Below are 23,970 nucleotides of genomic sequence, written 5' to 3'. Positions count from 1 at the left end.
CAAAAAGGGAAGGAACCATTTGTGGAAATCATTCTTGGCTTTGAGAGCCTCTTATAATATTCTAAGAAGTACCTCGAAAATAGCAATTATCAGGACTAGACCTATAGGTGTTTAAAATTTCACAGGCTCTATGGGAAGAGGAGTTTGAAGAACGGAAATTATTTTCTTTAAGTTGAATTTTTCACTACTCACTCTTCACTCTTTTGCGTGAGGGATAGGAGCGGCTACCGTGTAGCGCGGATAGCCCGGCCCGAAGGGTACGCCCAAATCAAAATATTGCCGATATATATTAAATGAAGTGTAAACTAATCCATAATGAGAGTAATTACAGGATCATTTTAATTCTTATGTTCAGGCAAAAATTGAATATAATGTATAGAGGAAGGATTTTGCATTTTACGATCTTCTAAATTCGCTCTTAGTTCTTCTAATAATTCTTTCGATTCAGGCGGTAATCTTTCTCTATTTTTCTCCTCAAGGATTATCGTTTCTTTATAACTCTCATAGGAACCATTGCTTATTAATTTTCTGGAAGTCCTAAGATGGAAAACTCATATTTGAGCTTGCTTACGCAACTATATCATTAGGTCTTTTTGGCTCAAAATGAGTAGAATAGATGAACAATAGAAATATATAACGGTTTAGAACGACGTAAAAATTTGTTCATAAATCGGCTTGATATTATTCCTTTCGTGATGCACAGAACTAATGAAAGTATTTTATTCTCATCAAAAGATCAACATTTTATTGTTTTTCCTGTTAAAAAGGGGGGTATATTTCCTAAAAAAGGCGTTGAACTTGTTTTTTGGCTATCTCTTAAAGTTAAATTTTATACATATCTTTAACATAAGAAATTAATATTTTGTTTACAGTTTTTATTTTGAGAACGAAATAATCAAAACGTTTCTAGGGTTTAAAGATCTGGATATTTATTGCTGTTTTCCTGGTTAATAATGAGAAGGAGAAGAAGTGAGGGATTGAGAGACAATATTTTTTATTAATTAAAATGGGATATCCCTTTCTAACATTGGATCAATTATTCTTTTTACCCGGATATATGTTTTTGCACATATTAAAGATATAACTGACATTCACCAATTCATGAACGAGCGTATTCCTAAATCCCCTCCAAACATATTGGCTCTTCCTGAGATAGAGCGTCCCGTATGGTCTGTAATTATCCCTGTTTATAACTGCATTAATTACCTCACCGAAGCTCTGGAAAGCGTACTTCGGCAAGCTCCTTCCAGTGAGTTTATGCAGATAGAAGTGGTAGATGATTGCAGTACAGATGGAGATGTAGAAAAACTTGTCAATCATATTGGTAAAGGGAGAGTTGGATATTACAGGCAAAAAGAAAACCGCGGGAGCTTACGAAATTTTGAAACATGCATCAACCGTTCAAAAGGTAAATATGTACATCTATTGCATGGAGATGATAGAGTGGAAGGTGGTTTTTACGAGGAGATAGAAAATTTATTTCGTGATCATCCGGAGGCCGGTGCGGCTTTCACCAACTTCCATTATATAGATCATGAAAGCCAAATTGTTCCCATTTTTAATAAAAGCATGTTAGAAGCTCCTGGAATCGTACCTGATTTTATGGATAAGATTGGCGTAAAGCAACTTATTCAGCCCCCGGCCATGGTCGTTAAACGTTCAACATATGAGGCAGTGGGAAGTTTTTATGCCGTTCATTTTGGTGAAGATTGGGAGATGTGGGCAAGGATAGGGTCCAGATTTCCAATGGCTTGTTCTCCAAAATGTTTAGCATCCTATCGCGCGGGTCATGGGATCGGCATCAGCCACAAAAGCTATCTTAGCGGTCAGAATATAAAGGACATTAAAAAGGTAATAAATATCATCCAACAACATTTACCCGAAAACCAAAGATCCAAGATTAGAAAGAAGGCTCATGCCTATCATGCAAAATTTTCGGTAAGGGTTGCGAATACGTTGCTTCTTTGTCATAAAAAAGCGGCATTCAGGCAAGCTTATGGCGCCTGGGGCATGAGTAGAGACTTTGTTACTCTCTTTTGGTTGCTGCGCTTTTATGCCATGTATGGCCTTAGGTATAAGCAGATAGAACATATAATGCGGAATAGAAAACATATTTCCAAAAAATGAATTGTTGATTACTTTAAATAAATGAATAAGGAATCAAACGGCCTTGGGCTGAAGCAATGGGAGTGGGAAATCAAGCCCGAAACCTCGTGGTGGGACATTGGATTTGTTGAGCTTTACTCCTATAGAGACCTGATGGTGCAGTTGGCCAGAAAGGATTTTCTGGCACTATACCAACAGACGCTGCTGGGGCCTTTTTGGGCATTATTGCAGCCTTTGCTCACCGTAGTCACATATGTATTGGTCTTCAATAAAATAATTGGTGTTCCCACAGATGGTGTGCCGCCTTTGCTTTTTAATATGATAGGGATTACACTTTGGACTCTGTTTTCGGAGGTTTTTCTTCAGATCTCAAAAACCTTCTCCCAAAATGCAGAGATATTCAGCAAGGTGTATTTCCCGAGAATCATTGTGGCGCTATCTACTCTCTGGCTTCAGCTGCTCTTGTTTGGGATCCAACTGCTTCTGCTTTTTGCAATCTATCTACTTTTTGTATTTAAGGGGCAGGTGGAATTTAATGCCGGACGAATGCTTTTGATTTTTCCAATTATTGCAAATACGGCGGGCATAGGTTTTGGCGGGGGGCTTATCTTCTCGGTGCTCACAGCAAAATACCGGGATCTTATGTCTCTAATTCAACTCATCATACGGCTGCTCATGTTTGTGTGTCCCGTTTTTTACTCGCTTAGCATGGTTCCGGAAGGTGTACGATGGTTGGTAAACCTTAATCCTTTATCCTCGTTATTTGAATATTTTAGGTTTGCATTTTTAGGCGTGGGTAGCTTAAACGACTTACACTTGTTGTACAGTGCAGGTTTTATGGTATTAATTGTTTTTTTAGGGATCCTACTCTTCAATAAGATGAGCGATAAGCTAATGGACGTTTTATAAAAAGTTATGTCAAAAACAGTAATACAGGTCGATAATATCTCCAAACTCTATAACCTAGGCACCATTGGGTCGGGTTCACTGCGGCGTGACATGCAGTTATGGTGGCAAAAAAATATCCTTAACAAGCAGGATCTAAACCAGGAGATAAGGGATGGCAGAAAGATTGACACCAACGATCATATCTGGGCGCTCAAAAATATAAGTTTTGAGCTAAAAGAAGGGGAGATATTGGGGATCATTGGCCATAACGGTGCTGGGAAATCCACCTTGTTAAAAATATTATCGCGTATTATAAAGCCCACAGAGGGTCTTGTGCGCGGCAGCGGCCGCATCAGCAGTTTACTTGAAGTAGGTACGGGATTCCATTCTGAGCTTACCGGCCGGGAGAATATTTTCATTAGCGGGCATATCCTCGGGATGAAAAAAGCGGAGATATTAAAAAAATTCGATGAAATTGTTGATTTTTCCGGGGTTGAAAACTTTATAGATACTCCGGTAAAACGTTATTCTTCGGGAATGTATGTAAGGCTTGCCTTTGCTGTAGCCGCACACCTGGAGCCTGATATCCTTATAGTTGACGAAGTACTGGCAGTGGGGGATGCTGAATTTCAGAAGAAATGCTTGGGCAAAATGAATGATGCCTCCTGCCAAAGCGGCCGCACAATCATATTTGTAAGCCATAACCTGCAGGCGGTCAGTAACCTTTGCTCACAAGCTATTTGGCTGGATAGAGGTAGTGTTCGCGCGAGGGGAAAATCCAAAGCAGTACTTAATGAGTATCTCGGCTCACTGCATAAGAAAAGCTGGATCAAAGAGTTTCCGACCTTGAGGGAAGCACCTGGTAATGATAGGATAAGGGTTGTTTATGTAGAATTGCTCCCTCATCTTGATGATCCACTAAGCGTAATAGATATTCGGACTGCCTTAACAGTAAAGTTCAGGTTTTATAATGCCACTGATAATATCGTCTTGTCTATTGACCTGTTGCTGTTTACTCTGGCGGGGGAGTGTATATTTGACATACCCTCAAAACCTGAGATATATGCCAAAGGAATGATCGAGGGGGAATGTACCATTCCGGGAAATTTTCTAAATAACGGGTCTTACATGTTCACGCTTCATTTTTCAAAAGACACATCATCAGAGCTTTTTAACTATCAGGAATGCTTGATGTTTGACATAGCAGACTATCGTGAAAGCACCAATTGGTATGACAAATGGTGGGGCTATGTAAGGCCCGATTTCCCTATAATCCTTAAACCTTTAACCATTTTGAGTTAAATGGCTAAAACATAATGATTTAAAATGCAAAGGATACCTACATCACCACCTTACATTGCACCGATTAACGATGGGCTTCCCCGCCCATTGTGGTCCGTGATGATCCCCGCATATAATTGTTCCAGTTATTTGCCTGAAGCCATAGGGAGTGTTCTACGACAGGATATGGGTGAAGCCCTCATGCAGATAGAGGTTGTAGATGATTGCAGCACCGATGCTAACGTAGAAGAGTTGGTAAGGACCTTGGGAAGAGGGCGCGTGAGCTACTATAAGCAGCAAGTTAATGTGGGCAGCCTTAGGAATTTTGAAACCTGTATAAATCGATCCAGAGGGGAATATATCCATTTATTGCATGGCGATGACCGGGTAAAAGATGGTTACTATTCAGCAATTAACAAACTTTTTGATAAATTCCCTGAAGCCGGAGCTGCCTTTTGTGCCTGGGAACATATAGATAGCGAGGGGAACTTCTCTCATCAATCCCGTATAGAGGCCAAAGAACCTTGTACACTTGAAAATTGGCTCCATAAACTGGCTGAATTCCCCCGTCTGCAATATGTAGCTATTACAGTAAAAAGGGAAATTTATGAAAAACTGGGAAGTTTTTATTTAGTACATTATGGTGAAGATTGGGAGATGTGGGCCCGGATAGCCAAAAATTACGAAACAGCATACACACCCCAATTTCTGGCTGAGTATCGGGAACATAAAAATTCCATTACCTGGCGCAGTTATCAATCGGGGCAAAATATCAAAGATATCTTAAAAGTTACAGCGGTAATCATTAGCTATTTACCAAAAAAGGATCAAAGAAAGATGCTGAAAACTGCCAAAAGAAATTATGTCTATTGGATATTAAATGAAACTTTTAGAGCCTGGTTTATAGCTAAAAATAAACAAGTGGCCTATAATCAAATTAAGACCATTTTAAGGATCTACAGGGATAATTATGTGCTTTCCAGGACTGCGCTTCTTTTACTTTATATATGGACCGACCCTTACCGAAGGTATTTTAAGAGAAGGAAAACCTAAATTATTAACTATGCCTAAAATAGCTCCTTACATTATCCAGCATGTGCAATTGCACGAACAGGATTTAGCACATATTTCACATCCCGAAGCGGGCAATAGGCATTACTACGTTTTTTGGTGGCACAATATCCCTCTGGGTCATCTTTTTATAGAAGATAAAGGTTGTACAGATTTTTCTAAAACTATTTTAGAAATAATAGCTTCTACGTTAAAAGCTTACGGAGGTAATAATAAGCAGGTACAGCAAATAGACGAAGCAGCTAAATCCCAAGACTTTCATGTCTTTTTTAGCTTAACGGAGAAAATACTTACTCCTTACAGAGCGCTAAATATTCCCGAGGAAGTGGATATCTCTGTGGTAATTTGTACGCGCAACCGTAGCGAGAGTTTAAAACATTGCCTGGATAGTTTGAATGAACAAATTTGCCGGCCACGAGAGATCATCGTTGTAGACAACGCCCCCACAGATGATCGCACAAAGGTAGTCACGCGGGCATTTAATAAGGTTATTTATTGCAAAGAGGCACGTCCAGGTCTGGATATAGCACGAAATACAGGTGCCCGATTGGCAAAATCACCCATAGTAGCCTATACAGATGATGACGTAAGTGTTAATATCTTGTGGTGCTATCGCGTATGGGAAAGTTTTTTAAATGAAAAAATAGATGCAATAACAGGCCTGGTGATAGCATCCTCACTCGAAACCGAAAGTCAGCAGATATTTGAAAAAAATTGGGGATTCAACAAGGGCTATGAAGATATCCATTTTAATAGTGATTTTATTTATAAATCTCCAGGGGCTCCAAAAGTCTGGCAGATAGGGGCGGGAGCCAACATGGCCTTTAGAAAAAAGGCCCTTGAAGTTGTTGGTTATTTTGACATCAGGCTGGATGTTGGTGCAGCGGGCTGTAGTGGTGATTCAGAAATATGGTTTAGGATGTTAGCTAACAAGATGAACATTTATTATAATCCCAGGGCAATAGTGTATCATGCACATCGAAGGGGATTAAAGGAACTGCACAAACAACTATTTAATTATATGCGTGGGCATTCCGCTTCTGTTCTCATACAGCATGATCAAAATAAAAAAATAGGCTACAAAAAATACCTGTATTTTGAACTAATGAGGTATTATCTACTTTTACTTAGGAATGGTTTTCCCAAATATAAATTTCGTTATCGCACACTATGGAGTGAATTTAGAGGCGTCAATTCAGGAATACGGTTTTATAGAGAAAATAAAAATAGACCATCAATAGCTCCTTAACCATGCCAGTACCCGACCATTTAGAACAACAATTGGTTTCAGTAATCATTCCCTGTTATAACCACGCAAAGTATCTGGCACAAGCAATTGATAGTGTCTATGCACAGTCTTATCGTTTTTTTGAAGTCATTATGGTCGACGATGGATCTGTTGATAACACTAAAGAAGTATGTGCTACCTTTCCAGATGTGCGCTATGTTTATCAGCAGAATTCGGGGCTTTCCGCAGCCAGGAATACGGGAATTAAACATGCCAAAGGGGAGTATCTTGTTTTTCTCGATGCCGACGATTGGCTCCTGGAGAATGCTTTGGAACGTAATATTGGTTATTTAAAATCTGATATAAATGCTGCGTTTGTGGCTGGAGGCTATCAGTTGTATTATGAGCCTGAAGATAAGACCTGGATCATCCAACAGGAAATCACCAATGACTATTATTGTGAATTGCTGTTAGGGAATTTTATTGGAATGCATGCAGCCGTAATGTACCAACATTGGATATTTGAAAAATTTAGTTTTAATACCTCTTTGCGTTATTGTGAGGATTATGATATGTACCTTCAAATAACAAGATTATTCCCAATTATATATCATAATCAATTAATTGCCGTCTACAGAAAGCACGATGATAATATGTCTGCAAATTATTCCGGAATGATGGATTATGCTTTACGGGTATTGTCTTTTCAGAAGAAGAATCTTAAGAATAGAACTGAAAGGGAATCCTATAAAAAAGGGAAAAATTATTGGACTACTTATTATTCCAGGAAGGTTTATGATAATTTAATGGGTCAACTTTATGCTGGAGAAGTTTCATTTGAAAGGGAGGAGATAAAAACCCTAAAGAAATATGATAAACGCCTTTATAAGAAATTTAGAAACCAGCCTTTTGAAGATTATGAGGGTAAGAGGAAAAATTATAAAAAGATCCCTATGAATGTTCTGAGAAAAATTTTCTATAAAATAAAGAAGAAACCGACAGTCCCTAAAGTGAAAAAAATTGATCTTGGCGATTTCAACCGTACAAGTCCTTTTAGTACCCGGTTTGGATACGACCGCGGGGGACCGTTAGACAGGTATTATATTGAAAACTTTCTGAAAGCATATTCGTCCCAAATTAAGGGCCGGGTATTGGAAATAGGTGATAATGCATATACTTTAGAATTTGGAGGTGATGCAGTTATAAAAAGTGATGTTTTGCATATCGATGAGTCAAACCCTCAGGCGACGTTTATAGGTGACCTTAGCAATGCCCCGCATATTCCATCAGATAGTTTTGATTGCATTGTGCTTACGCAAACCCTACACCTCATTTACGATTTTAAGGCGGTCATTGCCACCTGCCATAGAATCTTAAAACCGGGAGGAACTTTATTAATCACCGTACCAGGTATCAGCCATATTGCACAAGACGGATGGGGTAAATATTGGCTTTGGTCATTTACCGATGCATCTATGCAACGGCTAATGGAAGAGTATTTTCCTTCTAAAAATATTTCAGTAAAAACCTATGGTAATGTTATGGTCGCAAGTGCATTTCTTTATGGGATGGGATTACCAGAAATTAATAAAAAGGATATGGACGTACATGATCCTCATTACCAGGTAATCGTGAGCGTAATGGCTATTAAATAAAACCCGTGGATAATGTGGAGCCGGATGCGAACATATTTTAATCAGCCAGGGTCTAAGGCAGTTGTATTAATGTACCATAGGATATGCTGCCTCAAAACAGATCCCTGGCAATTGGCAGTTAGTCCGGAAAATTTTGAGTCTCAAATAAAAATGCTCAAGAAAAACTTCAACGTATTACCTCTTTGGAGACTTGAAGAGCAATTGCACATCGGTAAAGTGAAGCACAAAAGCGTATATATCACATTTGATGATGCCTATACCGATAATTACATATATGCCAAACCTATTTTAGAGAAGTATAAATGCCCGGCGACTTTTTTCGTACCCTCGCATTTTATAGGAAAGGAACAATTATTTTGGTGGGACGCCTTAGAAGCTATTATCCTTCATTCCCCTAATTTACCAGATCAGTTAACACTGTTGATTGATAATAAGTTACATGATTTTTTTTTGGAGAATGAACGTTTGACAAATGAGGTTAAAGAGAAGCAGGAGGCCTGGAGGTGGTTTAACCCTCCGCCTACCAAACGATGTGAATTGTTCTTAAAAATATGGGAACTTTTAAAACCGATTTCCCACAATATGATTGTGGATGTTATAGATGATTTACAGAAATGGGCCGGATATTCCCCGATTTTAACGGCTGAGAACTATGCTATGACAGATGTACAGCTAAAGGACCTGGCATCTAATACCCTTTTTAGTTACGGCATACATACCCATACTCATCCTGCTCTGGCAAGTTGTTCGGCAGAAAGACAATTTCAGGAAATCGCGGTGAACAAAAAGGTTTTGATTGAACAAAGTTATCCTGTGATTAATGCCATAGCCTATCCTTATGGTAATTATAATGATGTCACTATAAAAGTGGCCTCGCAAAACGGGATGAAGATGGGTTTTAGTACAAAGAGAGAAGTGGTTAATCTCCATTCTATGCCGCTTAGTCTTGGAAGGGTTCAGGTTTACAATACTGATGGATTGGTTTTGAAGAAGGAACTTACGCAATTATTTAATTTAGAATGATCTGCGGTTATTGTGGCTTTAGACTTTACAAGATATTATGTTAAAGGCTTCTTCCTTTGTCAACTCTCGTTGATATACCCATTTTCCCTCGATATGGGGGAATCACTGCAGTAATCCATTTCTGTTTTTGAAAGCATTTTAACATTCTAACGGATAGCCCAGAAATGAGAAATATCGTTGCCTGTATGTGCGAAGTAAGGTGATAAAATCTACTTTTATAGATTGACTGTTCAGGATTGGAGTTTTGCTTCTAGTCATATTTTTTATCCTTCCGTCTTTATCAGCTCTCGCTGATAAAGCCACCTTTACTTGGAAAAGGGAAGGAACCATTCGTGAAAATCACCTGTTTCTAAAAGAAAGCATCTTTTAAAGTTTTCTAAGATGATCCCTGTAAAATGGCAATTATCGACATAGAGTTCTGTAAGGCTTTTAGGGCCTTGTAGGTATTTTTCCAGGTCCGGACTCCGGAATGGCAATTATGCTCCTGAACCTCGTGGGCGTGGGCGAAAGTAGAGTCTATCCGTGGCAAATGGAATAGACCCCACAGTTTCAAAAACCTCGTGAGATCTTGCTCATTTTTTAATTAGAAAAAGGTTTTTACCCTTCCGTCTTTATCAGCTCTCGCTGATAAAGCCACCTTCCCTTAAAACAAGGGAAGGAACCATTCCGACAAAGGAATTTGTTTTTCGAAAATTAACCCCCAGAATTTTAGGATGATGGCTTAAAGATGACAAATATCGGCATGGAGTCTGTAGGGTTTGGGCTCCGTGTAGCTTTAGTATCTTGTTAAAAGGCAATGCCTCTAAATTTACAATTATCGATCTTTACCAGAATTTTGCGTGAGGGATAGGAGCGGCTACCGTGTAGCGCGGATAGCCCGGCCCGAAGGGCACGCCCAAATAAAGAAAATTCCGGAGTTTGGAGCAAAAAAAAGGATCAGCGTTAACTGATCCTTTATAAAGTATGGCAAAAAGCTATTATGCGGCTGGTAAATCGCCTTTTCCTTTAGTTGGTAGCTTAGTACTGCCCATAAGGAATTTATCTACATTGTAAGCGGCTTCACGGCCTTCGGAAATTGCCCAGACTATTAATGATTGTCCTCTGCGCATATCTCCGGCAGCAAATACGTTTGGCACATTTGTTTGGTAACTTTCGTCTCCTTTGATGTTAGTTCTGTTGTCAAGATCCAAACCTAATTGCTCACTTAAAGTCTTCTCAGGTCCTGTAAAACCAAGGGCCAAAAGAACCAGGTCACAAGGCCATTCTTTTTCTGAATTTGGTACTTCCTGAAGTTTGGGTCTTCCATTTTCACCTTTTACCCATTCAATATTTACCGTTTTCAGGGCTTTCAAGTTACCTTCCTTATCTTTTACAAATTCTTTGGTAGAAATACTCCAGTTTCTTTCCACTCCTTCATAATGAGAAGAACTTGTCTTTAAAGTGAAGGGCCAGTAAGGCCACGGATTTTCTATGGTGCGATCTTTTGAAGGCATAGGCATGATTTCAAAGTTGGTCACAGACTTTGCTCCGTGTCGGTTAGAAGTACCAACACAATCAGACCCTGTGTCACCACCACCAATTACGATTACATTTTTTCCTTCGGCATGTAATTTTTCTGTAGGTTCAGCGAGGCCATCTACAACTTCGTTATTGCGCTTTAAAAATTCCATTGCCTGTACAACTCCTTCAGCATCTGAACCTGGAATAGGTAAAGGCCTTTTTTGGGTAGCGCCACCACAAAGTACAATAGCATCAAATTCTTTTAATTTCTCTATTTCGTAGTTTACACCAACATTTGTGTCAGTAAGAAATTTTATGCCTTCTGCTTCAAGAATTTTTAATCTCCTGTCTATTACATGTTTTTCCATTTTAAAATCCGGAATTCCATATCGTAGTAGTCCTCCGACTTTTTTGTCTCTTTCGAAAACTGTAACCGAATGTCCTGCCCGGTTTAACTGCTGTGCGGCAGCTAATCCTGCAGGTCCAGATCCTACAACAGCAACGGTTTTTCCCGTCCTGTGTGTTGGTGGCTCTGGCTTGATCCATCCTTCTTTAAAGCCTCTTTCCGGAATGTATTTCTCAATCATTTCTATGGCAACAGGAGGCTCAATTATTCCCAGTACACATGCAGATTCACAAGGTGCGGGACATAGACGTCCTGTAAACTCCGGGAAATTATTCGTGGAGTGAAGGATTGAATTTGCCCGTTTCCACTCGTTTTTATAAACAGCATCATTAAAATCAGGGATAAGATTCCCTACCGGGCAACCACTGTGGCAAAACGGTATTCCGCAATCCATACAGCGCGCACCCTGTTCATTTAAATCCTCGTTATCAATTTCTTTTGTAAATTCTGTGTAACTTTTTATTCGTTCCGGAACAGCATAAGTTTCCTCTTCGACTCTTTCGTATTCCAAAAACCCTCTTAATTTTCCCATTTCTTAAGCTGTTTTAAGTTCTTGTTCTTTCTTCTCCATTTTCTCTTCTTCAATTTTTTGTAATGCTCTCTTGTATTCTTCAGGCATTACTTTGATGAATTTGCTTTTGTTGTCTTCCCAGTTATCCAGGATTTCTTTGGCGAAATCACTTTCTGTATATCGGTAGTGGTTCTCGATTAGCTCCAGTAGTTCATTCTGATTTTCTTCAGAAGGTTCTTCCAGATTAACCATTTCCATATTAAAGTTGTTTGGGTCCTGAATATTATCGGGATTGTATAAATAAGCAATTCCACCACTCATTCCTGCCGCAAAATTTCTACCTATCCTTCCAAGAATTATAGCTATACCACCAGTCATGTACTCACAACCGTGATCTCCAATTCCTTCAATTACTGCTTTGGCACCAGAGTTTCTTACGCAGAAGCGTTCTCCACCAATTCCGTTAACATAAGCTTCCCCGCCTGTCGCTCCATAAAGTGCAACGTTCCCAATAATGACGTTTTCATTGGATTTGAACGTAGCTTCTCTTGGCTTTCTAACGGAAAGCGTAGCTCCTGAAAGACCTTTTCCGAAATAGTCATTGGTATTTCCAATCACATTAAGCGTTAGACCTTTTGTAGCAAAAGCTCCAAAGCTCTGTCCCGCAGATCCAGTAAAATTAAGTGTGAGTGTGTTCACCGGAAGGCCATTTTCTCCATGAATTTTGGAGATCTCGTTACTCAAAATTGCTCCTGTAGTCCGGTTAATATTGCTAATCGGGAAGTCCAGGCTCATTTTTTCTTTTCGGTAAATTGCCGGATGTGCTTTGTTCAATATCTTAAAGTCGAGCACATTTTCCAGGTTATGATCCTGTTTTTGTGTGCAGTACAGCGGCATATCTTCGTCAATTTTCGGCTTATAAAGAATCTTAGAAAGATCTATTCCCTGAGCCTTATAATGTTCTATAGCCCTGTTCATGTCCAGTTTTTGGCTCTGGCCTACCATTTCGTTAATTGTCCTGAAACCGAAGTCGGCCATGATCTGGCGCAATTCCTGGGCAACGAAATACATAAAGTTAATTACATGCTCCGGAGTTCCTTTAAAGTTTTTCCTTAATTCCGGATCCTGTGTAGCGATACCTACAGGACAGGTATTTAAGTGACAGGCACGCATCATAATACAACCTGAAGCTACCAGAGGAGCTGTGGCAAAACCGAATTCTTCTGCACCAAGAAGACATGCAATCGCAACGTCTCTTCCTGTTTTTAGCTGTCCGTCACATTCTACGGTAATCCTGTTTCTAAGGTTGTTTAGCAATAAAGTTTGCTGTGCTTCGGCAATCCCAAGTTCCCATGGAAGTCCGGCATGTCGTAAGGAAGTCAGAGGTGAAGCTCCTGTTCCTCCGTCATATCCGGAGATAAGAACAACATCTGCCTTGGCTTTCGCAACACCGGCTGCAATAGTACCCACTCCAACTTTTGAAACCAGTTTTACATTTATTCTTGCTTCACGGTTGGCATTTTTCAGGTCAAAAATGAGCTGCGCCAAATCCTCAATAGAGTAAATATCATGGTGAGGAGGAGGCGAAATTAAACCTACGTAAGGTGTGGAATTTCGTGTTTTAGCAATATCAGGATTAACCTTAGGCCCTGGTAGTTGCCCACCTTCACCAGGTTTAGCACCCTGTGCCATTTTTATCTGAATTTCCTGGGCACTGCTCAGGTAATTTATGGAAACTCCAAAACGTCCTGAAGCAACTTGTTTAATAGCACTATTTCTCCAGTTTCCATCAAGATCTTTGTTAAACCTATCTGGATTTTCACCACCTTCACCGGAATTACTCTTTCCTTTCATTCGGTTCATGGCGATCGCCAGGTTCTCATGTGCTTCTTTACTAATAGAACCAAAAGACATTGCACCGGTTTTGAAGCGCTTTACAATCTCTGTCCATGGTTCTACTTCGTCAATAGAAATTGGATTTAAATCTCTGAATTTAAACATTCCCCTTAGGGTCATGAGGTTTTCTGCCTGCTCATTAATAGAAGTGGCATACTCCTCATAGCTTTTAGGATTGTTTTGCTTTACAGCCTGCTGAAGTTTGGCTACGCTGGTTGGATTAAACATATGTCGTTCTCCATTTCTTCTCCAGCGATAATCTCCTCCTATTTCAAGATTCAGACCTACATCTGTATTTGGAGGGTTAAAAGCAGCATCAAATCTCTTCTGAATTTCTTTTTCAACTTCATAAAGTCCGATCCCTTCAATCCTTGTTGGGGTGTTGGTGAAATATTTATTTACGAATTTTTCGTTTAGACCCAGAATTTCAAATATCTGAGAACCACGATAAGAATGCAGCGTTGAAACTCCAATCTTATTCATAATCTTTACAATACCTTTTCCAATAGCTTTATTGAAATTTTGTACTGCTACTTCGGGATCTTCAACCGGAATGGTTTTAGATTCTGAAAGGTTGTAAATAATTTCATTAACCATGTATGGGTTAATAGCACTTGCGCCATAACCAAAAAGAAGTGCAAAATGATGCGGTTCACGAGGTTCTGCAGATTCTATAATAATTCCAAAAGATGATCTTCTTTTGTATTTCTTGAGACTGTGGTGTACAAAAGAACATGCAAGAAGGGAAGGAATAGGTGCCATTTTAGGAGAAACATTCCTATCTGAAAGAATAATTGCATTGCAGCCGTTATCTACAGCAACTTTAATTTCTTCTATAATTTCTTCCAGCCTTTTTTCAAGGCCATTCATTCCTTTTTCTGCTTCATACAAAATAGAAATAGAAACAGTATGAAAGTCGGGATGCTCGATGTACTTGATCTTGTCAAGATCTTCGTTGGATATTACCGGATTTTGAATTCTTAATTTCTTGCAATTTTCCGGAAGGATATCAAAAATATTTCTGTCTGCACCAATAGCCAGGCTTATATCTGTAACAATCTCTTCCCTGATACCGTCCAATGGAGGATTGGTAACCTGGGCGAATAACTGTTTAAAGTAATTAAAAAGCAACTGTGGTTTTTCAGAAAGGACAGCTAATGGTAAATCGGCACCCATAGATCCAATCGCTTCTTTTCCTGCAGTGGCCATTGGAGTAATGATGGTGCTGATATCCTCAAGTGTATACCCGAAAAGTTTCTGTCTTTTAATAAAATCTTCTTTCTCAACAGGAGTTTTGTTGCCTGTGTAGGGAATTTCCGCTAACGGAAGAAGATTTTCATTAAGCCATTTTTTGTAAGGAAGTTTAGAAACGATACTGCTTTTCACTTCCTCATCCCCAAGAATTTTTCCTTCGTTCATATCTACGAGGAACATTCTTCCTGGTTCCAGACGACCATGAAGTTCAACGTTTTCAGGCTTAATATCTATTACTCCTGTTTCAGAAGACATGATAACGTAACCGTCTTTGGTAAGAGTATATCTTGAAGGACGCAATCCATTCCTGTCCAGAAGTGCTCCAATATAATTTCCATCTGTAAACGGAATAGAAGCAGGACCATCCCACGGCTCCATGATACAAGCATTATATTCATAAAATGCCTTTTTGTCTTCAGACATAGAAGGGTTCTTTTCCCATGCTTCAGGAACCATCATCATAATGGCTTCCGGAAGGGATCTACCGGTTTGTAGGAGTAATTCCAGTGCCATATCCATAGAAGCGGAATCTGATTTTCCATCCAGCACTACCGGTGTAATTTCTTTTATGTCATCACCAAAGATTTCACTTTCAAAAAGCTCTTCCCTTGCTTTCATTCGGCTAACGTTCCCACGCAGGGTGTTAATTTCACCGTTGTGACACATATACCTGAACGGCTGGGCCAAATCCCAGGTAGGGAAAGTGTTGGTAGAGAATCGCTGGTGTACCAAAGCAAGCTTGGTTACAAGATCAGGATCGTTTAAATCCTGATAATACCTGTTAATGTCCTGAGGCATTAAAAGCCCCTTGTAAATAATAGTATTGGTAGACATACTGGATAGGTAGAAATATTCTGCCTCTGCCAGTTCAGATTTGTATATTTTGTGTTCTGCAATCTTTCTTGCAGCATAAAGTTTAGAATTGAAAATTTCCGGAGTAATTTCTTCTCCTTTGCCTATAAAGATTTGTTCTACCACAGGCTCAGATAAAGTAGCGATGCTACCCAGGCAACTGCGATCAACCGGTACTTTTCTCCATCCAAGGATGCTTAGACCCTGGCGGGTGATTTCCTTTTCGAAAATTTCTTTACAGATTTTCTGTTGGTTAGCAGATTTTGGAAGGAAAGTCATTCCTACTGCATAAGACTTAAATTCCGGTAACTTAAAATCACAAACTTTTTTGAAGAACTCGTGAGGTATTTCTATAAGAATTCCTGCCCCGTCACCGGTTTTTCCATCTGCGCTTACAGCGCCCCGGTGTTCAAGCCTAATAAGTATGTCAAGGGCTTTGTGTATAATATCATTTGTACGCTTCCCCTTTAAATTACATATAAATCCTGCTCCGCAATTATCGCGCTCAAACTCTGGGGAGTAGAGTCCCTGTTTTTTTGGTGTCATATCCGTCCTTCCTTAAATTAATACTACAAAAATATCTAAATTAGTAAAGAAAATAAAGGGAAGTGACTAAAACAAAATGAGAAATTGATTATTTGGAATTAAATAACGATTAAATGATAATTTGATATTTTATAAAGGTTAGTGTTATTAGATTCTTAAATTCTTCATAATTAATTAGCAAAAAGAAGATCAGCGTATTGTGAAGAAACTTCTGTTCCTTCTGAAGTTGTATTTCCGGGTCCTAAAAATAAAACGCAAGGAATGAAGCCTGTGAAAGGATTACAACAAATACTGAAAGCCGATAATTGGCAAATCTAACACCTAACTTTTGCTGAAGAAAAAAGAACCGCAGAGTACACAAAGAAAACAACTTTGGGCCTTGCGAAACCTTTGCGTTCTTTGCGGTTAATTAAATCGTATTCAGAAATTCAAATTCTGAAGGCCGATAATTGGCAAATTTAGCACCTGATCTTGCCTGTAGAAAAAATAACCGCAGAGATCACGAAGAAAAAACGCAAAGCGGGAATTTTGTTCTTACCTGGATTGTTTTAATCCCGAAGGACACTCCGTGAAATTACAATTTTTTGAATTTCTGAAGTACCCTCGTATATCTGGGTGATCTTTGCGTCACGCATTAATCGTTCTACATGGTATTCTTTTACATAACCGTTTCCTCCATGAACCTGGACAGCTTCTACAGTTACGTCCATTGCTGTTTTAGAAGCAAAAAGCTTAGCCATAGCTCCCGACAGATCGTAGTTATTCCCATTGTCTTTGTCCCATGCAGCTTTCATCACCAGGTGACGGGCAGCTTGTATGCTGGTGTGCATGTCTGCAATCTTAAAGGCAATGGCCTGGTGATTACAAATTTCTGTTCCAAAAGATTTTCTTTGCTGGGAATATTTTTTTGCCAGTTCATATGCTCCCGAAGCAATGCCAAGAGCCTGGGCTGCAATGCCAATTCTTCCACCGGAAAGTGTTTTCATGGCGAACTTAAAGCCGAAACCGTCTTCTCCAATCCTGTTTTCCTTAGGTACTTTCACGTCGTTAAAGTTCAATGAATGCGTGTCGCTTCCTCTAATCCCGAGTTTGTTCTCTTTTGGACCTATTTCAAATCCTTTCGAACCTTTTTCGACTATAAAGGCGTTGATTCCTTTGTGTTTCTTTTCACGATCAGTTTGCGCTATTACAATATAATAATCAGCAGAATTCCCGTTGGTGATCCAGTTTTTTGTTCCGTTGAGAATGTAGTGATCCTCTTTCTCAATAGCAGTTGTTTTCTGAGACGTGGCATCGCTTCCTGCTTCTGGTTCTGAAAGGCAAAATGCGCCAAGTGCTTCTCCGGTAGTCAGTTTTGAAAGATATTTTTCTTTTTGTTCCGGAGATCCAAATGTGTCAAGGCCCCAGCAGACCAGGGAGTTATTAACAGACATGACAACAGAAGCAGAGGCATCTATTTTAGAGATCTCTTCCATGGCCAGCACATATGCTACAGTGTCCATTCCGCCGCCACCATACTCAGGGGAAGCCATCATTCCAAGGAAGCCAAGTTCGCCCATCTTTTTTACCTGTTCTTTTGGAAACTCCTGCTTTTCGTCCCTCTCTATCACCCCGGGTAGTAATTCGGTATTTGCGAAATCGCGCGCTGCGTCACGAATCATGATATGTTCTTCTGTTAATTGGAAATCCATATATAATTTTTTTTAAGAAAAGATCAATTTTAGTACCCAAAGATAACTTTTTGATACTATTTTTCTATTAACATTGGTTATTTTTACGAATATGAAAAAATCCTCTTTTAAATTAATCGGAGTGATGTCTGGTACCTCTTTAGATGGAATTGATATCACCGTTGCGGAATTCCATTTTGATGAAAAGATTGCTTATAAAATTTTAAAAGCCGAAACCATACCTTATGAACATCACTGGAAGATAAAACTTAGTGGAGCCATTAATTCTTCTGAAGCAGATCTTCAAAGTTTAAACCTTGAATATACCACTTATCTTGCAGACGTTCTTAACCAATTTATATACAGGAATAACATAGTAGACCTCGATGCTATTTGCAGTCACGGGCATACTATAAAACATGAACCTCAAAACGGGTATACCCTTCAAATTGGCAATTATCGGCAATTAGCAGCGAACACGGGCCATACCGTTGTTTGCGATTTTAGAGTGCAGGATGTGGAATTGGGCGGCCAGGGTGCGCCTCTCGTACCGATTGGTGACCGATTGCTTTTTCCGGAATTTAATTTTTGTCTGAATCTTGGTGGTTTTGCGAATATTTCTGCGGAAATAAAAAATCAAAGAATTGCTTATGATATTTGTGCGGTAAATACTGTTTTGAATTTTTACGCTCAAAAACTAGATAAGGAATATGATGAAGGTGGTAAAATAGCGGCTTCAGGGGAGTTTAAAGAGAAACTTTTTAATGAGTTGAACCGCCTGCATTTCTATTCTGAAAAACCACCGAAATCGCTCGGGGTAGAATGGGTAAATTCAGAAGTACTTCCGCTTTTAAAGAAATATGAAGAAGATATTCCGTCGTTGCTTCACACGTATAGCAAACATGTGGGTTTTCAAATTTCTGAAGTTGTGAAAAATTCCGAAGGAGTTAAGGTTTTGGTTACAGGAGGAGGAGCGTTTAATGATTTTCTGATCAACGAACTTAAGAGGATTTCCAGTGCCGAATTTGTTATTCCTTCCGAAGAGCTTATTAACTATAAAGAAGCATTAATATTTGCCTTTTTAGGAGCCTTGCGTTTGAGAGGAGAAAATAACGTGCTAAAATCCGTCACCGGAGCAAAAAAAGATCATTCCTCTGGAAGAATATATAATCCATAGAGTAAGATTCGGAATTTATTTAAAAAAAGTAAATTCGGAGTGAATAAAAATTTTGTCAATGAAAGAATTATTAAAGGTTTATGAGAGTAAGGATCCGGAAATCGTTTTTAACTGGAAGGATTCTGAAACAGATGCTGAAGGATGGGTGGTGATTAATTCGTTACGGGGTGGTGCTGCGGGAGGTGGAACCAGAATGCGCCTTGGGCTGGATCTTAATGAGGTTTTATCCCTAGCCAAAACGATGGAGGTGAAATTCACCGTTTCGGGACCTGCTATTGGTGGTGCAAAGTCGGGTATAAACTTTGACCCTAAAGATCCACGTAAAAAAGGAGTACTCGAACGTTGGTATAAAGTGGTTTCGCCGCTTTTAAAAAGCTACTATGGTACCGGAGGCGATTTAAATGTAGATGAAATCCATGAAGTTATTCCAATTACTGAAGATTGCGGGGTTTGGCATCCACAGGAGGGTGTTTTTAATGGCCATTTTCGACCTTCGGAAGCAGATAAGATCAACAGGATAGGTCAATTGCGACAGGGAGTGATCAAAGTTCTTGAAAACGCTCAGTTCTCACCAGATGTTAGCAGGAAATATACGGTTGCAGATATGATTACAGGTTTTGGGGTTGCGGAAGCTGTGAATCATTACTATAAAATATACGGGGGCGATATTTGCCAAAAAAAGGCAGTCGTTCAGGGATTTGGAAATGTAGGTTCTGCGGCGGCTTATTACCTCTCACAAATGGGAGTGAAGATCGTGGGTATTATAGACCGGGAAGGAGGTCTTATAAAAGAAGAGGGGTTTAATTTTGAAGAAATTAAAGAATTGTTTCTTACTAAAGAAGGAAATGTGCTGAGCCATCCTGAACTTATTCCTTTTGAAGAAATGAATGAAAGAATTTGGAATCTGCAAGCTGAAATTTTTGCGCCTTGTGCCGCTTCGAGGCTCATTACTAAAGACCAGATTAGTAATATGATCAATTCCCGGCTGGAAGTAATTTCCTGTGGAGCGAATGTTCCTTTTGCCGATAAAGAAATTTTCTTTGGTCCCATTATGGAATATGCAGACGAGCGCGTAAGCGTGATTCCTGATTTTATTTCCAATTGCGGAATGGCGAGGGTTTTTGCCTATTTTATGGAACGGCGTGTGCAAATGACAGATGAGGCGATTTTTAATGATACCTCTATGACCATAAAAAATGCTATTCAGAATACATTTGACAACAATAGCAGCAGGAAAAACATCAGTAAAACCGCTTTTGAAGTTGCTCTAAAACAATTAGTTTAGAAGAAAAAGCGAACTGTTGACAAGAATTTTTAGTACTCTCTTTTAAAAGATTAGAAGCTGCCTTTAATTTTGCTAAATTTGGCGGCAATTAAATCTCTTTTATCACGTTAATTAAAAAAACCTAATTAAATAGTATGTTAAACTTTTTTCAGCAGGACGGTGTTGCAGATGCAATGCAGGAAGCAGAACCGGTAGTAGAAGAAAAAACCCTTTCGTTATTTGATTTAATGTTTAGCGGAGGTCTTGCAGGTACAGTAATTATTGTAATCCTCTTTGTTCTTCTTTTTGTTGCAGTATATATTTACTTCGAAAGACTTTTTGCAATAAAATCAGCCAGTGAAGTAGATAAAAATTTCATGTTGCAAATAAAAGATAATGTGCTTAACGGGAACATAAAGGCCGCCAAAATGCGCTGTTCCCAGACAGACTCTCCTGTTGCACGACTAACTGAAAAAGGTATCTCCAGAATTGGTAGTCCTTTGGAGGATATTAACACTGCAATTGAAAATGCTGGAAGGCTGGAAGTTTATAAGCTGGAAAAGAACGTAAGTATCCTCGCAACAATTGCAGGAGCAGCTCCTATGATCGGGTTTCTTGGAACTGTAATAGGTATGGTAATTGCTTTTCATGAACTGGCTACAAGTAGCGGACAGGCACAAATGGGAGCTTTGGCAGAGGGTATTTATACCGCGATGACTACCACTGTTGCTGGTCTTATAGTAGGTATTATTGCTTATATAGGTTATAACCACCTGGTGGTTAAAACAGATAAAGTTGTGCACCAGATGGAAGCTACAGCGGTAGACTTCCTGGATCTTTTAAACGAACCTGCTTAATATGAATTTAAGAGGAAGAAATAAAGTTAGTCCCGAGTTTAGCATGAGTTCAATGACAGATATTGTTTTTTTGTTGTTGATATTTTTCATGTTAACCTCTCCGACAATTACGCCCGAGGCACTGGACCTTATCCTTCCAAAAGCAAAAGGGAAGACAACCAGTAAGCAAACGGTGGCGGTAAGTATTACGAAAGACCTTCAGTTTTATATAAATGAAGAAAGGATAAGCCAAAGCACTTTAGAAAGTACATTAAAAGCAAGGCTTTCGGGAGAAGAAAATCCGACTATTATATTGAGGGCAGAAGAAGGTGTTCCAATAGAAAAAGCGGTAAACGTAATGGATATTGCGAATAGAAATAGTTACAAAATAGTACTGGCGGTAAAACCTGAATAAAATGGCAATGTTAAACACAAAACACGAAAAGAAATCCCTGACTATCACGGTGATCCTGCACGTTTTGTTGATATTATTGTTACTTTTCTTCGGATTCACTTACCTGGATCCTCCACCGGAAAACGGCATTGCTATTAATTTTGGTACTTCCGAAGTTGGTTCGGGAACCGAGCAGCCAACAGAGCCGGTGAAATCCGCTCCTCAAACTTCAAGTCCGCAGGTAACTCCTCCGGAACCTGAAATTAAGGAAGAAGTGGTAACTCAGGATATTGAGGAAGCACCGGTAATAGAGGAGAAGAAGAAAAAGATCACTACTCCGGTGGAAACAAAGCCGGTGGAAAAACCAAAGGAAAAGGAGCCGGTAAAACAGCCGGAACCTAAGCCGGACCAGTCTACTACCAATGCGATGAACAGTATCTTCAACGGCCCGGAAAGAAATGGAACTCAAACCGGAGGTGAAGGTAATGATAATGCTGCCGGAGATAAAGGAGATCCTAACGGAGATCCAAATGCGAGCAAGTACTATGGAAGCAGTGCAGGACTGGATGGCGACGGAAATTATCGTCTGGGAGGTAGAAGGGCCGAGAATAAAGCAAAAATCACCCCAGATTGTAATGAGGCAGGAAAGGTTGTGGTGAGAATAGAAGTAGATCGGTCAGGCAGAGTTATTAGTGCAGACCCCGGGAAGCAGGGAACCACCAACAGCCATCCGTGTTTAATGAACCCGGCCAGGGAAGCTGCTTTGGCAACCCGGTTTAACAGTGATCAGGACGCACCTTCTAGACAGGTGGGTACTATTGTATACGATTTCCAATTATCTGAATAAATGAAAGCTTATAGCGAAACTGTGGAATGGATGTTTCGGCAGTTGCCCATGTATCAACGCATAGGGAAAGCTGCTTTTAAAAAGGATCTTACCAATACGCTTAAACTTGCGGATCACTTAGACAACCCTGAAAAAAAAATTAAATCTATTCATGTTGCCGGGACCAATGGAAAAGGTTCCAGCAGCCATATGCTTGCATCAGTTTTTCAGGAAGCAGGCTATAAAGTAGGTCTCTACACTTCACCACATTTAAAGGATTTCCGTGAACGTATTAAGGTTAATGGAAAACTTATAACCCAGGAAGAAGTAGTTCGTTTTATTGAAGAAAATCAGAACTTTTTAGAAGAGAACCAGCTTTCATTTTTTGAAATGACTGTAGGAATGGCTTTTCAATATTTCGCGAGTGAGCAGGTAGATATTGCTATTATTGAGGTCGGTATGGGAGGAAGGCTCGATTCTACAAATATCATAACTCCCGAGATTTCCCTTATCACTAATATCGGCTTAGATCATACTGCTTTTCTTGGAACGACCAGGGCAGAGATCGCTGGTGAGAAGGCTGGAATTATTAAGAAAAACATTCCGGTGGTAATTGGAGAAAAGGATAAAGAGACTCAGCAGGTTTTCCTTTCTGTAGCAGAAGAAAAGCAGTCACAGCTGTTTTTTGCTGAAGATTTTAAATTTTCGAAGTATGAAATAGATTTAAAAGGTAATTATCAGAAAAAGAATTTAAGATCTGTCCTCGCGGTAAATAAGGTTCTTAAGGAGAAGGGGTGGAAGATTCCTGAAGCGGCTGTTTTAAGAGGGCTGTCGCATGTAAAATTAAATACAGGTCTTCGTGGAAGATGGGATATCTTACAGCAAAAGCCGAAGGTGATTCTGGACACTGCACATAATGAAGACGGACTTAAGGTTGTTTTTAATCAACTGAAGAAGGAAAAGTACAACCAGTTACATATAGTCCTGGGAGTTGTTAATGATAAAGACTTAGATAAAGTGCTGCCATTGTTTCCGGAAAGTGCAGTTTTTTACTTTTGTAAGCCAAATGTTCCAAGAGGTCTTGAGGCTAAAATTTTACAAGAAAAAGCAAAGGATTTTTCTCTTGACGGGCGAGTATATAATTCGGTTACAGATGCTTACGAATCCGCTCTGGAGCTGGCTTTAGACGAGGATTTAATATTTGTGGGAGGTAGTAATTTTACTGTCGCAGAAATAATTTAATTTTTTTGAGAAATTGTTTTGGTGAATTAAAAAAGTAGCCTATATTTGCATCCGCAATCAAGAATAAGGGCGCGTAGCTCAGTTGGTTCAGAGCACTTGGTTTACACCCAAGGGGTCAGGGGTTCGAATCCCTTCGCGCCCACAACAAGTAAAGGTTTCCGATTTCGGGAGCCTTTTTTAGTTAAAGTAAGGGTGATTAGCTCAGTTGGTTCAGAGCACTACCTCGACAAGGTAGGGGTCACTGGTTCGAACCCAGTATCACCCACAAGAGAACTACTTAATCCCACAAATTCCAGTTTGTGGGATTTTTTTATTTTCCAAAAATGTTTCTAAGAATTCCATTT

The 23,970-nt window shown here is 39.5% G+C and carries 16 protein-coding genes and 2 tRNA genes; 15 read left to right on the top strand and 3 right to left on the bottom strand.

What is annotated here, in order from left to right:
• Positions 1 to 1,101 precede the first annotated feature (1,101 nt).
• From RM545_RS16545 to RM545_RS16515, 7 genes are all read left to right on the top strand, one after another.
• Positions 1,102 to 2,127 (top strand): glycosyltransferase family 2 protein, encoded by a 1,026-nt coding sequence (locus RM545_RS16545; RefSeq protein WP_311496396.1) that lies wholly within the window; start codon positions 1,102 to 1,104, stop codon positions 2,125 to 2,127.
• A gap of 21 nt (positions 2,128 to 2,148) precedes the next feature.
• Positions 2,149 to 3,015 carry an ABC transporter permease gene (locus RM545_RS16540; RefSeq protein WP_311496395.1) on the top strand — a complete coding sequence of 289 codons (867 nt, stop codon included), beginning with the start codon at positions 2,149 to 2,151 and terminating at the stop codon, positions 3,013 to 3,015.
• A 6-nt stretch (positions 3,016 to 3,021) separates the two neighbouring features.
• Positions 3,022 to 4,296 carry an ABC transporter ATP-binding protein gene (locus RM545_RS16535; RefSeq protein ID WP_311496394.1) on the top strand — a complete coding sequence of 425 codons (1,275 nt, stop codon included), beginning with the start codon at positions 3,022 to 3,024 and terminating at the stop codon, positions 4,294 to 4,296.
• A gap of 24 nt (positions 4,297 to 4,320) precedes the next feature.
• The gene (locus tag RM545_RS16530) at positions 4,321 to 5,328 is read left to right on the top strand and encodes a glycosyltransferase family 2 protein (protein WP_311496393.1); all 1,008 of its coding nucleotides are present in this window, start codon (positions 4,321 to 4,323) and stop codon (positions 5,326 to 5,328) included.
• Positions 5,329 to 5,338: 10 nt separating this feature from the next.
• The gene (locus RM545_RS16525) at positions 5,339 to 6,595 is read left to right on the top strand and encodes a glycosyltransferase family 2 protein (protein ID WP_311496392.1); all 1,257 of its coding nucleotides are present in this window, start codon (positions 5,339 to 5,341) and stop codon (positions 6,593 to 6,595) included.
• A 2-nt stretch (positions 6,596 to 6,597) separates the two neighbouring features.
• Positions 6,598 to 8,229: a glycosyltransferase gene (locus tag RM545_RS16520; protein ID WP_311496391.1), complete on the top strand. Its 1,632-nt coding sequence runs from the start codon at positions 6,598 to 6,600 to the stop codon at positions 8,227 to 8,229.
• A 150-nt stretch (positions 8,230 to 8,379) separates the two neighbouring features.
• On the top strand, positions 8,380 to 9,252 hold the full coding sequence (locus tag RM545_RS16515; RefSeq protein ID WP_311496390.1) for a polysaccharide deacetylase family protein: 873 nt from the start codon (positions 8,380 to 8,382) through the stop codon (positions 9,250 to 9,252).
• Between the two features lie 977 nt (positions 9,253 to 10,229).
• On the opposite strand, the gene RM545_RS16510 is transcribed toward RM545_RS16515, so the two are convergent.
• The 3 genes from RM545_RS16510 to RM545_RS16500 form a co-directional block, all read right to left on the bottom strand.
• Positions 10,230 to 11,690, bottom strand: coding sequence for a glutamate synthase subunit beta (locus RM545_RS16510; RefSeq protein ID WP_311496389.1), 1,461 nt, complete (start codon positions 11,688 to 11,690; stop codon positions 10,230 to 10,232).
• 3 nt (positions 11,691 to 11,693) lie between these two features.
• Positions 11,694 to 16,217: a glutamate synthase large subunit gene (gene gltB, locus RM545_RS16505; protein WP_311496388.1), complete on the bottom strand. Its 4,524-nt coding sequence runs from the start codon at positions 16,215 to 16,217 to the stop codon at positions 11,694 to 11,696.
• A 548-nt stretch (positions 16,218 to 16,765) separates the two neighbouring features.
• The gene (locus tag RM545_RS16500) at positions 16,766 to 17,908 is read right to left on the bottom strand and encodes an acyl-CoA dehydrogenase (RefSeq protein ID WP_311496387.1); all 1,143 of its coding nucleotides are present in this window, start codon (positions 17,906 to 17,908) and stop codon (positions 16,766 to 16,768) included.
• A 91-nt stretch (positions 17,909 to 17,999) separates the two neighbouring features.
• Here RM545_RS16500 and RM545_RS16495 point away from each other — a divergent pair, with 91 nt between their 5' ends.
• From RM545_RS16495 to RM545_RS16460, 8 genes are all read left to right on the top strand, one after another.
• Positions 18,000 to 19,064 (top strand): anhydro-N-acetylmuramic acid kinase, encoded by a 1,065-nt coding sequence (locus tag RM545_RS16495; RefSeq protein WP_311496386.1) that lies wholly within the window; start codon positions 18,000 to 18,002, stop codon positions 19,062 to 19,064.
• 58 nt (positions 19,065 to 19,122) lie between these two features.
• Positions 19,123 to 20,349 (top strand): Glu/Leu/Phe/Val dehydrogenase dimerization domain-containing protein, encoded by a 1,227-nt coding sequence (locus RM545_RS16490; protein ID WP_311496385.1) that lies wholly within the window; start codon positions 19,123 to 19,125, stop codon positions 20,347 to 20,349.
• A 134-nt stretch (positions 20,350 to 20,483) separates the two neighbouring features.
• Positions 20,484 to 21,185: a MotA/TolQ/ExbB proton channel family protein gene (locus tag RM545_RS16485; protein ID WP_311496384.1), complete on the top strand. Its 702-nt coding sequence runs from the start codon at positions 20,484 to 20,486 to the stop codon at positions 21,183 to 21,185.
• A 1-nt stretch (position 21,186) separates the two neighbouring features.
• Entirely contained in the window at positions 21,187 to 21,579 is a 393-nt protein-coding gene (locus RM545_RS16480; RefSeq protein ID WP_311496383.1) for an ExbD/TolR family protein, read from the top strand.
• 1 nt (position 21,580) lies between these two features.
• Positions 21,581 to 22,405 carry an energy transducer TonB gene (locus RM545_RS16475; protein WP_311496382.1) on the top strand — a complete coding sequence of 275 codons (825 nt, stop codon included), beginning with the start codon at positions 21,581 to 21,583 and terminating at the stop codon, positions 22,403 to 22,405.
• Positions 22,406 to 23,626: a bifunctional folylpolyglutamate synthase/dihydrofolate synthase gene (locus RM545_RS16470; RefSeq protein WP_311496381.1), complete on the top strand. Its 1,221-nt coding sequence runs from the start codon at positions 22,406 to 22,408 to the stop codon at positions 23,624 to 23,626.
• Positions 23,627 to 23,693: 67 nt separating this feature from the next.
• A tRNA-Val gene (locus tag RM545_RS16465) sits at positions 23,694 to 23,768 on the top strand.
• Positions 23,769 to 23,816: 48 nt separating this feature from the next.
• Positions 23,817 to 23,891 (top strand) — tRNA-Val (locus tag RM545_RS16460).
• The last annotated feature ends 79 nt before the right edge of the window (positions 23,892 to 23,970 follow it).

The organism is Autumnicola lenta (assembly GCF_031846515.1).
Taxonomy (GTDB): Bacteria; Bacteroidota; Bacteroidia; order Flavobacteriales; family Flavobacteriaceae; genus Autumnicola; species Autumnicola lenta.
Note: the sequence above shows the minus strand (reverse complement) of the source record. Positions and strands in the feature narration are given on the sequence as shown.

Bases quoted from the DNA above. Each gene is read 5' to 3' on its own strand.
- RM545_RS16485 (WP_311496384.1), top strand. From the start codon at position 20,484: ATGTTAAACTTTTTTCAGCAGGACGGTGTTGCAGATGCAATGCAGGAA.
- RM545_RS16495 (WP_311496386.1), top strand. From the start codon at position 18,000: ATGAAAAAATCCTCTTTTAAATTAATCGGAGTGATGTCTGGTACCTCT.
- gltB (WP_311496388.1), bottom strand. From the start codon at position 16,217: ATGACACCAAAAAAACAGGGACTCTACTCCCCAGAGTTTGAGCGCGAT.
- RM545_RS16490 (WP_311496385.1), top strand. From the start codon at position 19,123: ATGAAAGAATTATTAAAGGTTTATGAGAGTAAGGATCCGGAAATCGTT.
- RM545_RS16540 (WP_311496395.1), top strand. From the start codon at position 2,149: ATGAATAAGGAATCAAACGGCCTTGGGCTGAAGCAATGGGAGTGGGAA.
- RM545_RS16530 (WP_311496393.1), top strand. From the start codon at position 4,321: ATGCAAAGGATACCTACATCACCACCTTACATTGCACCGATTAACGAT.
- RM545_RS16545 (WP_311496396.1), top strand. From the start codon at position 1,102: ATGAACGAGCGTATTCCTAAATCCCCTCCAAACATATTGGCTCTTCCT.
- RM545_RS16470 (WP_311496381.1), top strand. From the start codon at position 22,406: ATGAAAGCTTATAGCGAAACTGTGGAATGGATGTTTCGGCAGTTGCCC.
- RM545_RS16510 (WP_311496389.1), bottom strand. From the start codon at position 11,690: ATGGGAAAATTAAGAGGGTTTTTGGAATACGAAAGAGTCGAAGAGGAA.
- RM545_RS16515 (WP_311496390.1), top strand. From the start codon at position 8,380: ATGCTCAAGAAAAACTTCAACGTATTACCTCTTTGGAGACTTGAAGAG.
- RM545_RS16525 (WP_311496392.1), top strand. From the start codon at position 5,339: ATGCCTAAAATAGCTCCTTACATTATCCAGCATGTGCAATTGCACGAA.
- RM545_RS16500 (WP_311496387.1), bottom strand. From the start codon at position 17,908: ATGGATTTCCAATTAACAGAAGAACATATCATGATTCGTGACGCAGCG.
- RM545_RS16480 (WP_311496383.1), top strand. From the start codon at position 21,187: ATGAATTTAAGAGGAAGAAATAAAGTTAGTCCCGAGTTTAGCATGAGT.
- RM545_RS16535 (WP_311496394.1), top strand. From the start codon at position 3,022: ATGTCAAAAACAGTAATACAGGTCGATAATATCTCCAAACTCTATAAC.
- RM545_RS16475 (WP_311496382.1), top strand. From the start codon at position 21,581: ATGGCAATGTTAAACACAAAACACGAAAAGAAATCCCTGACTATCACG.
- RM545_RS16520 (WP_311496391.1), top strand. From the start codon at position 6,598: ATGCCAGTACCCGACCATTTAGAACAACAATTGGTTTCAGTAATCATT.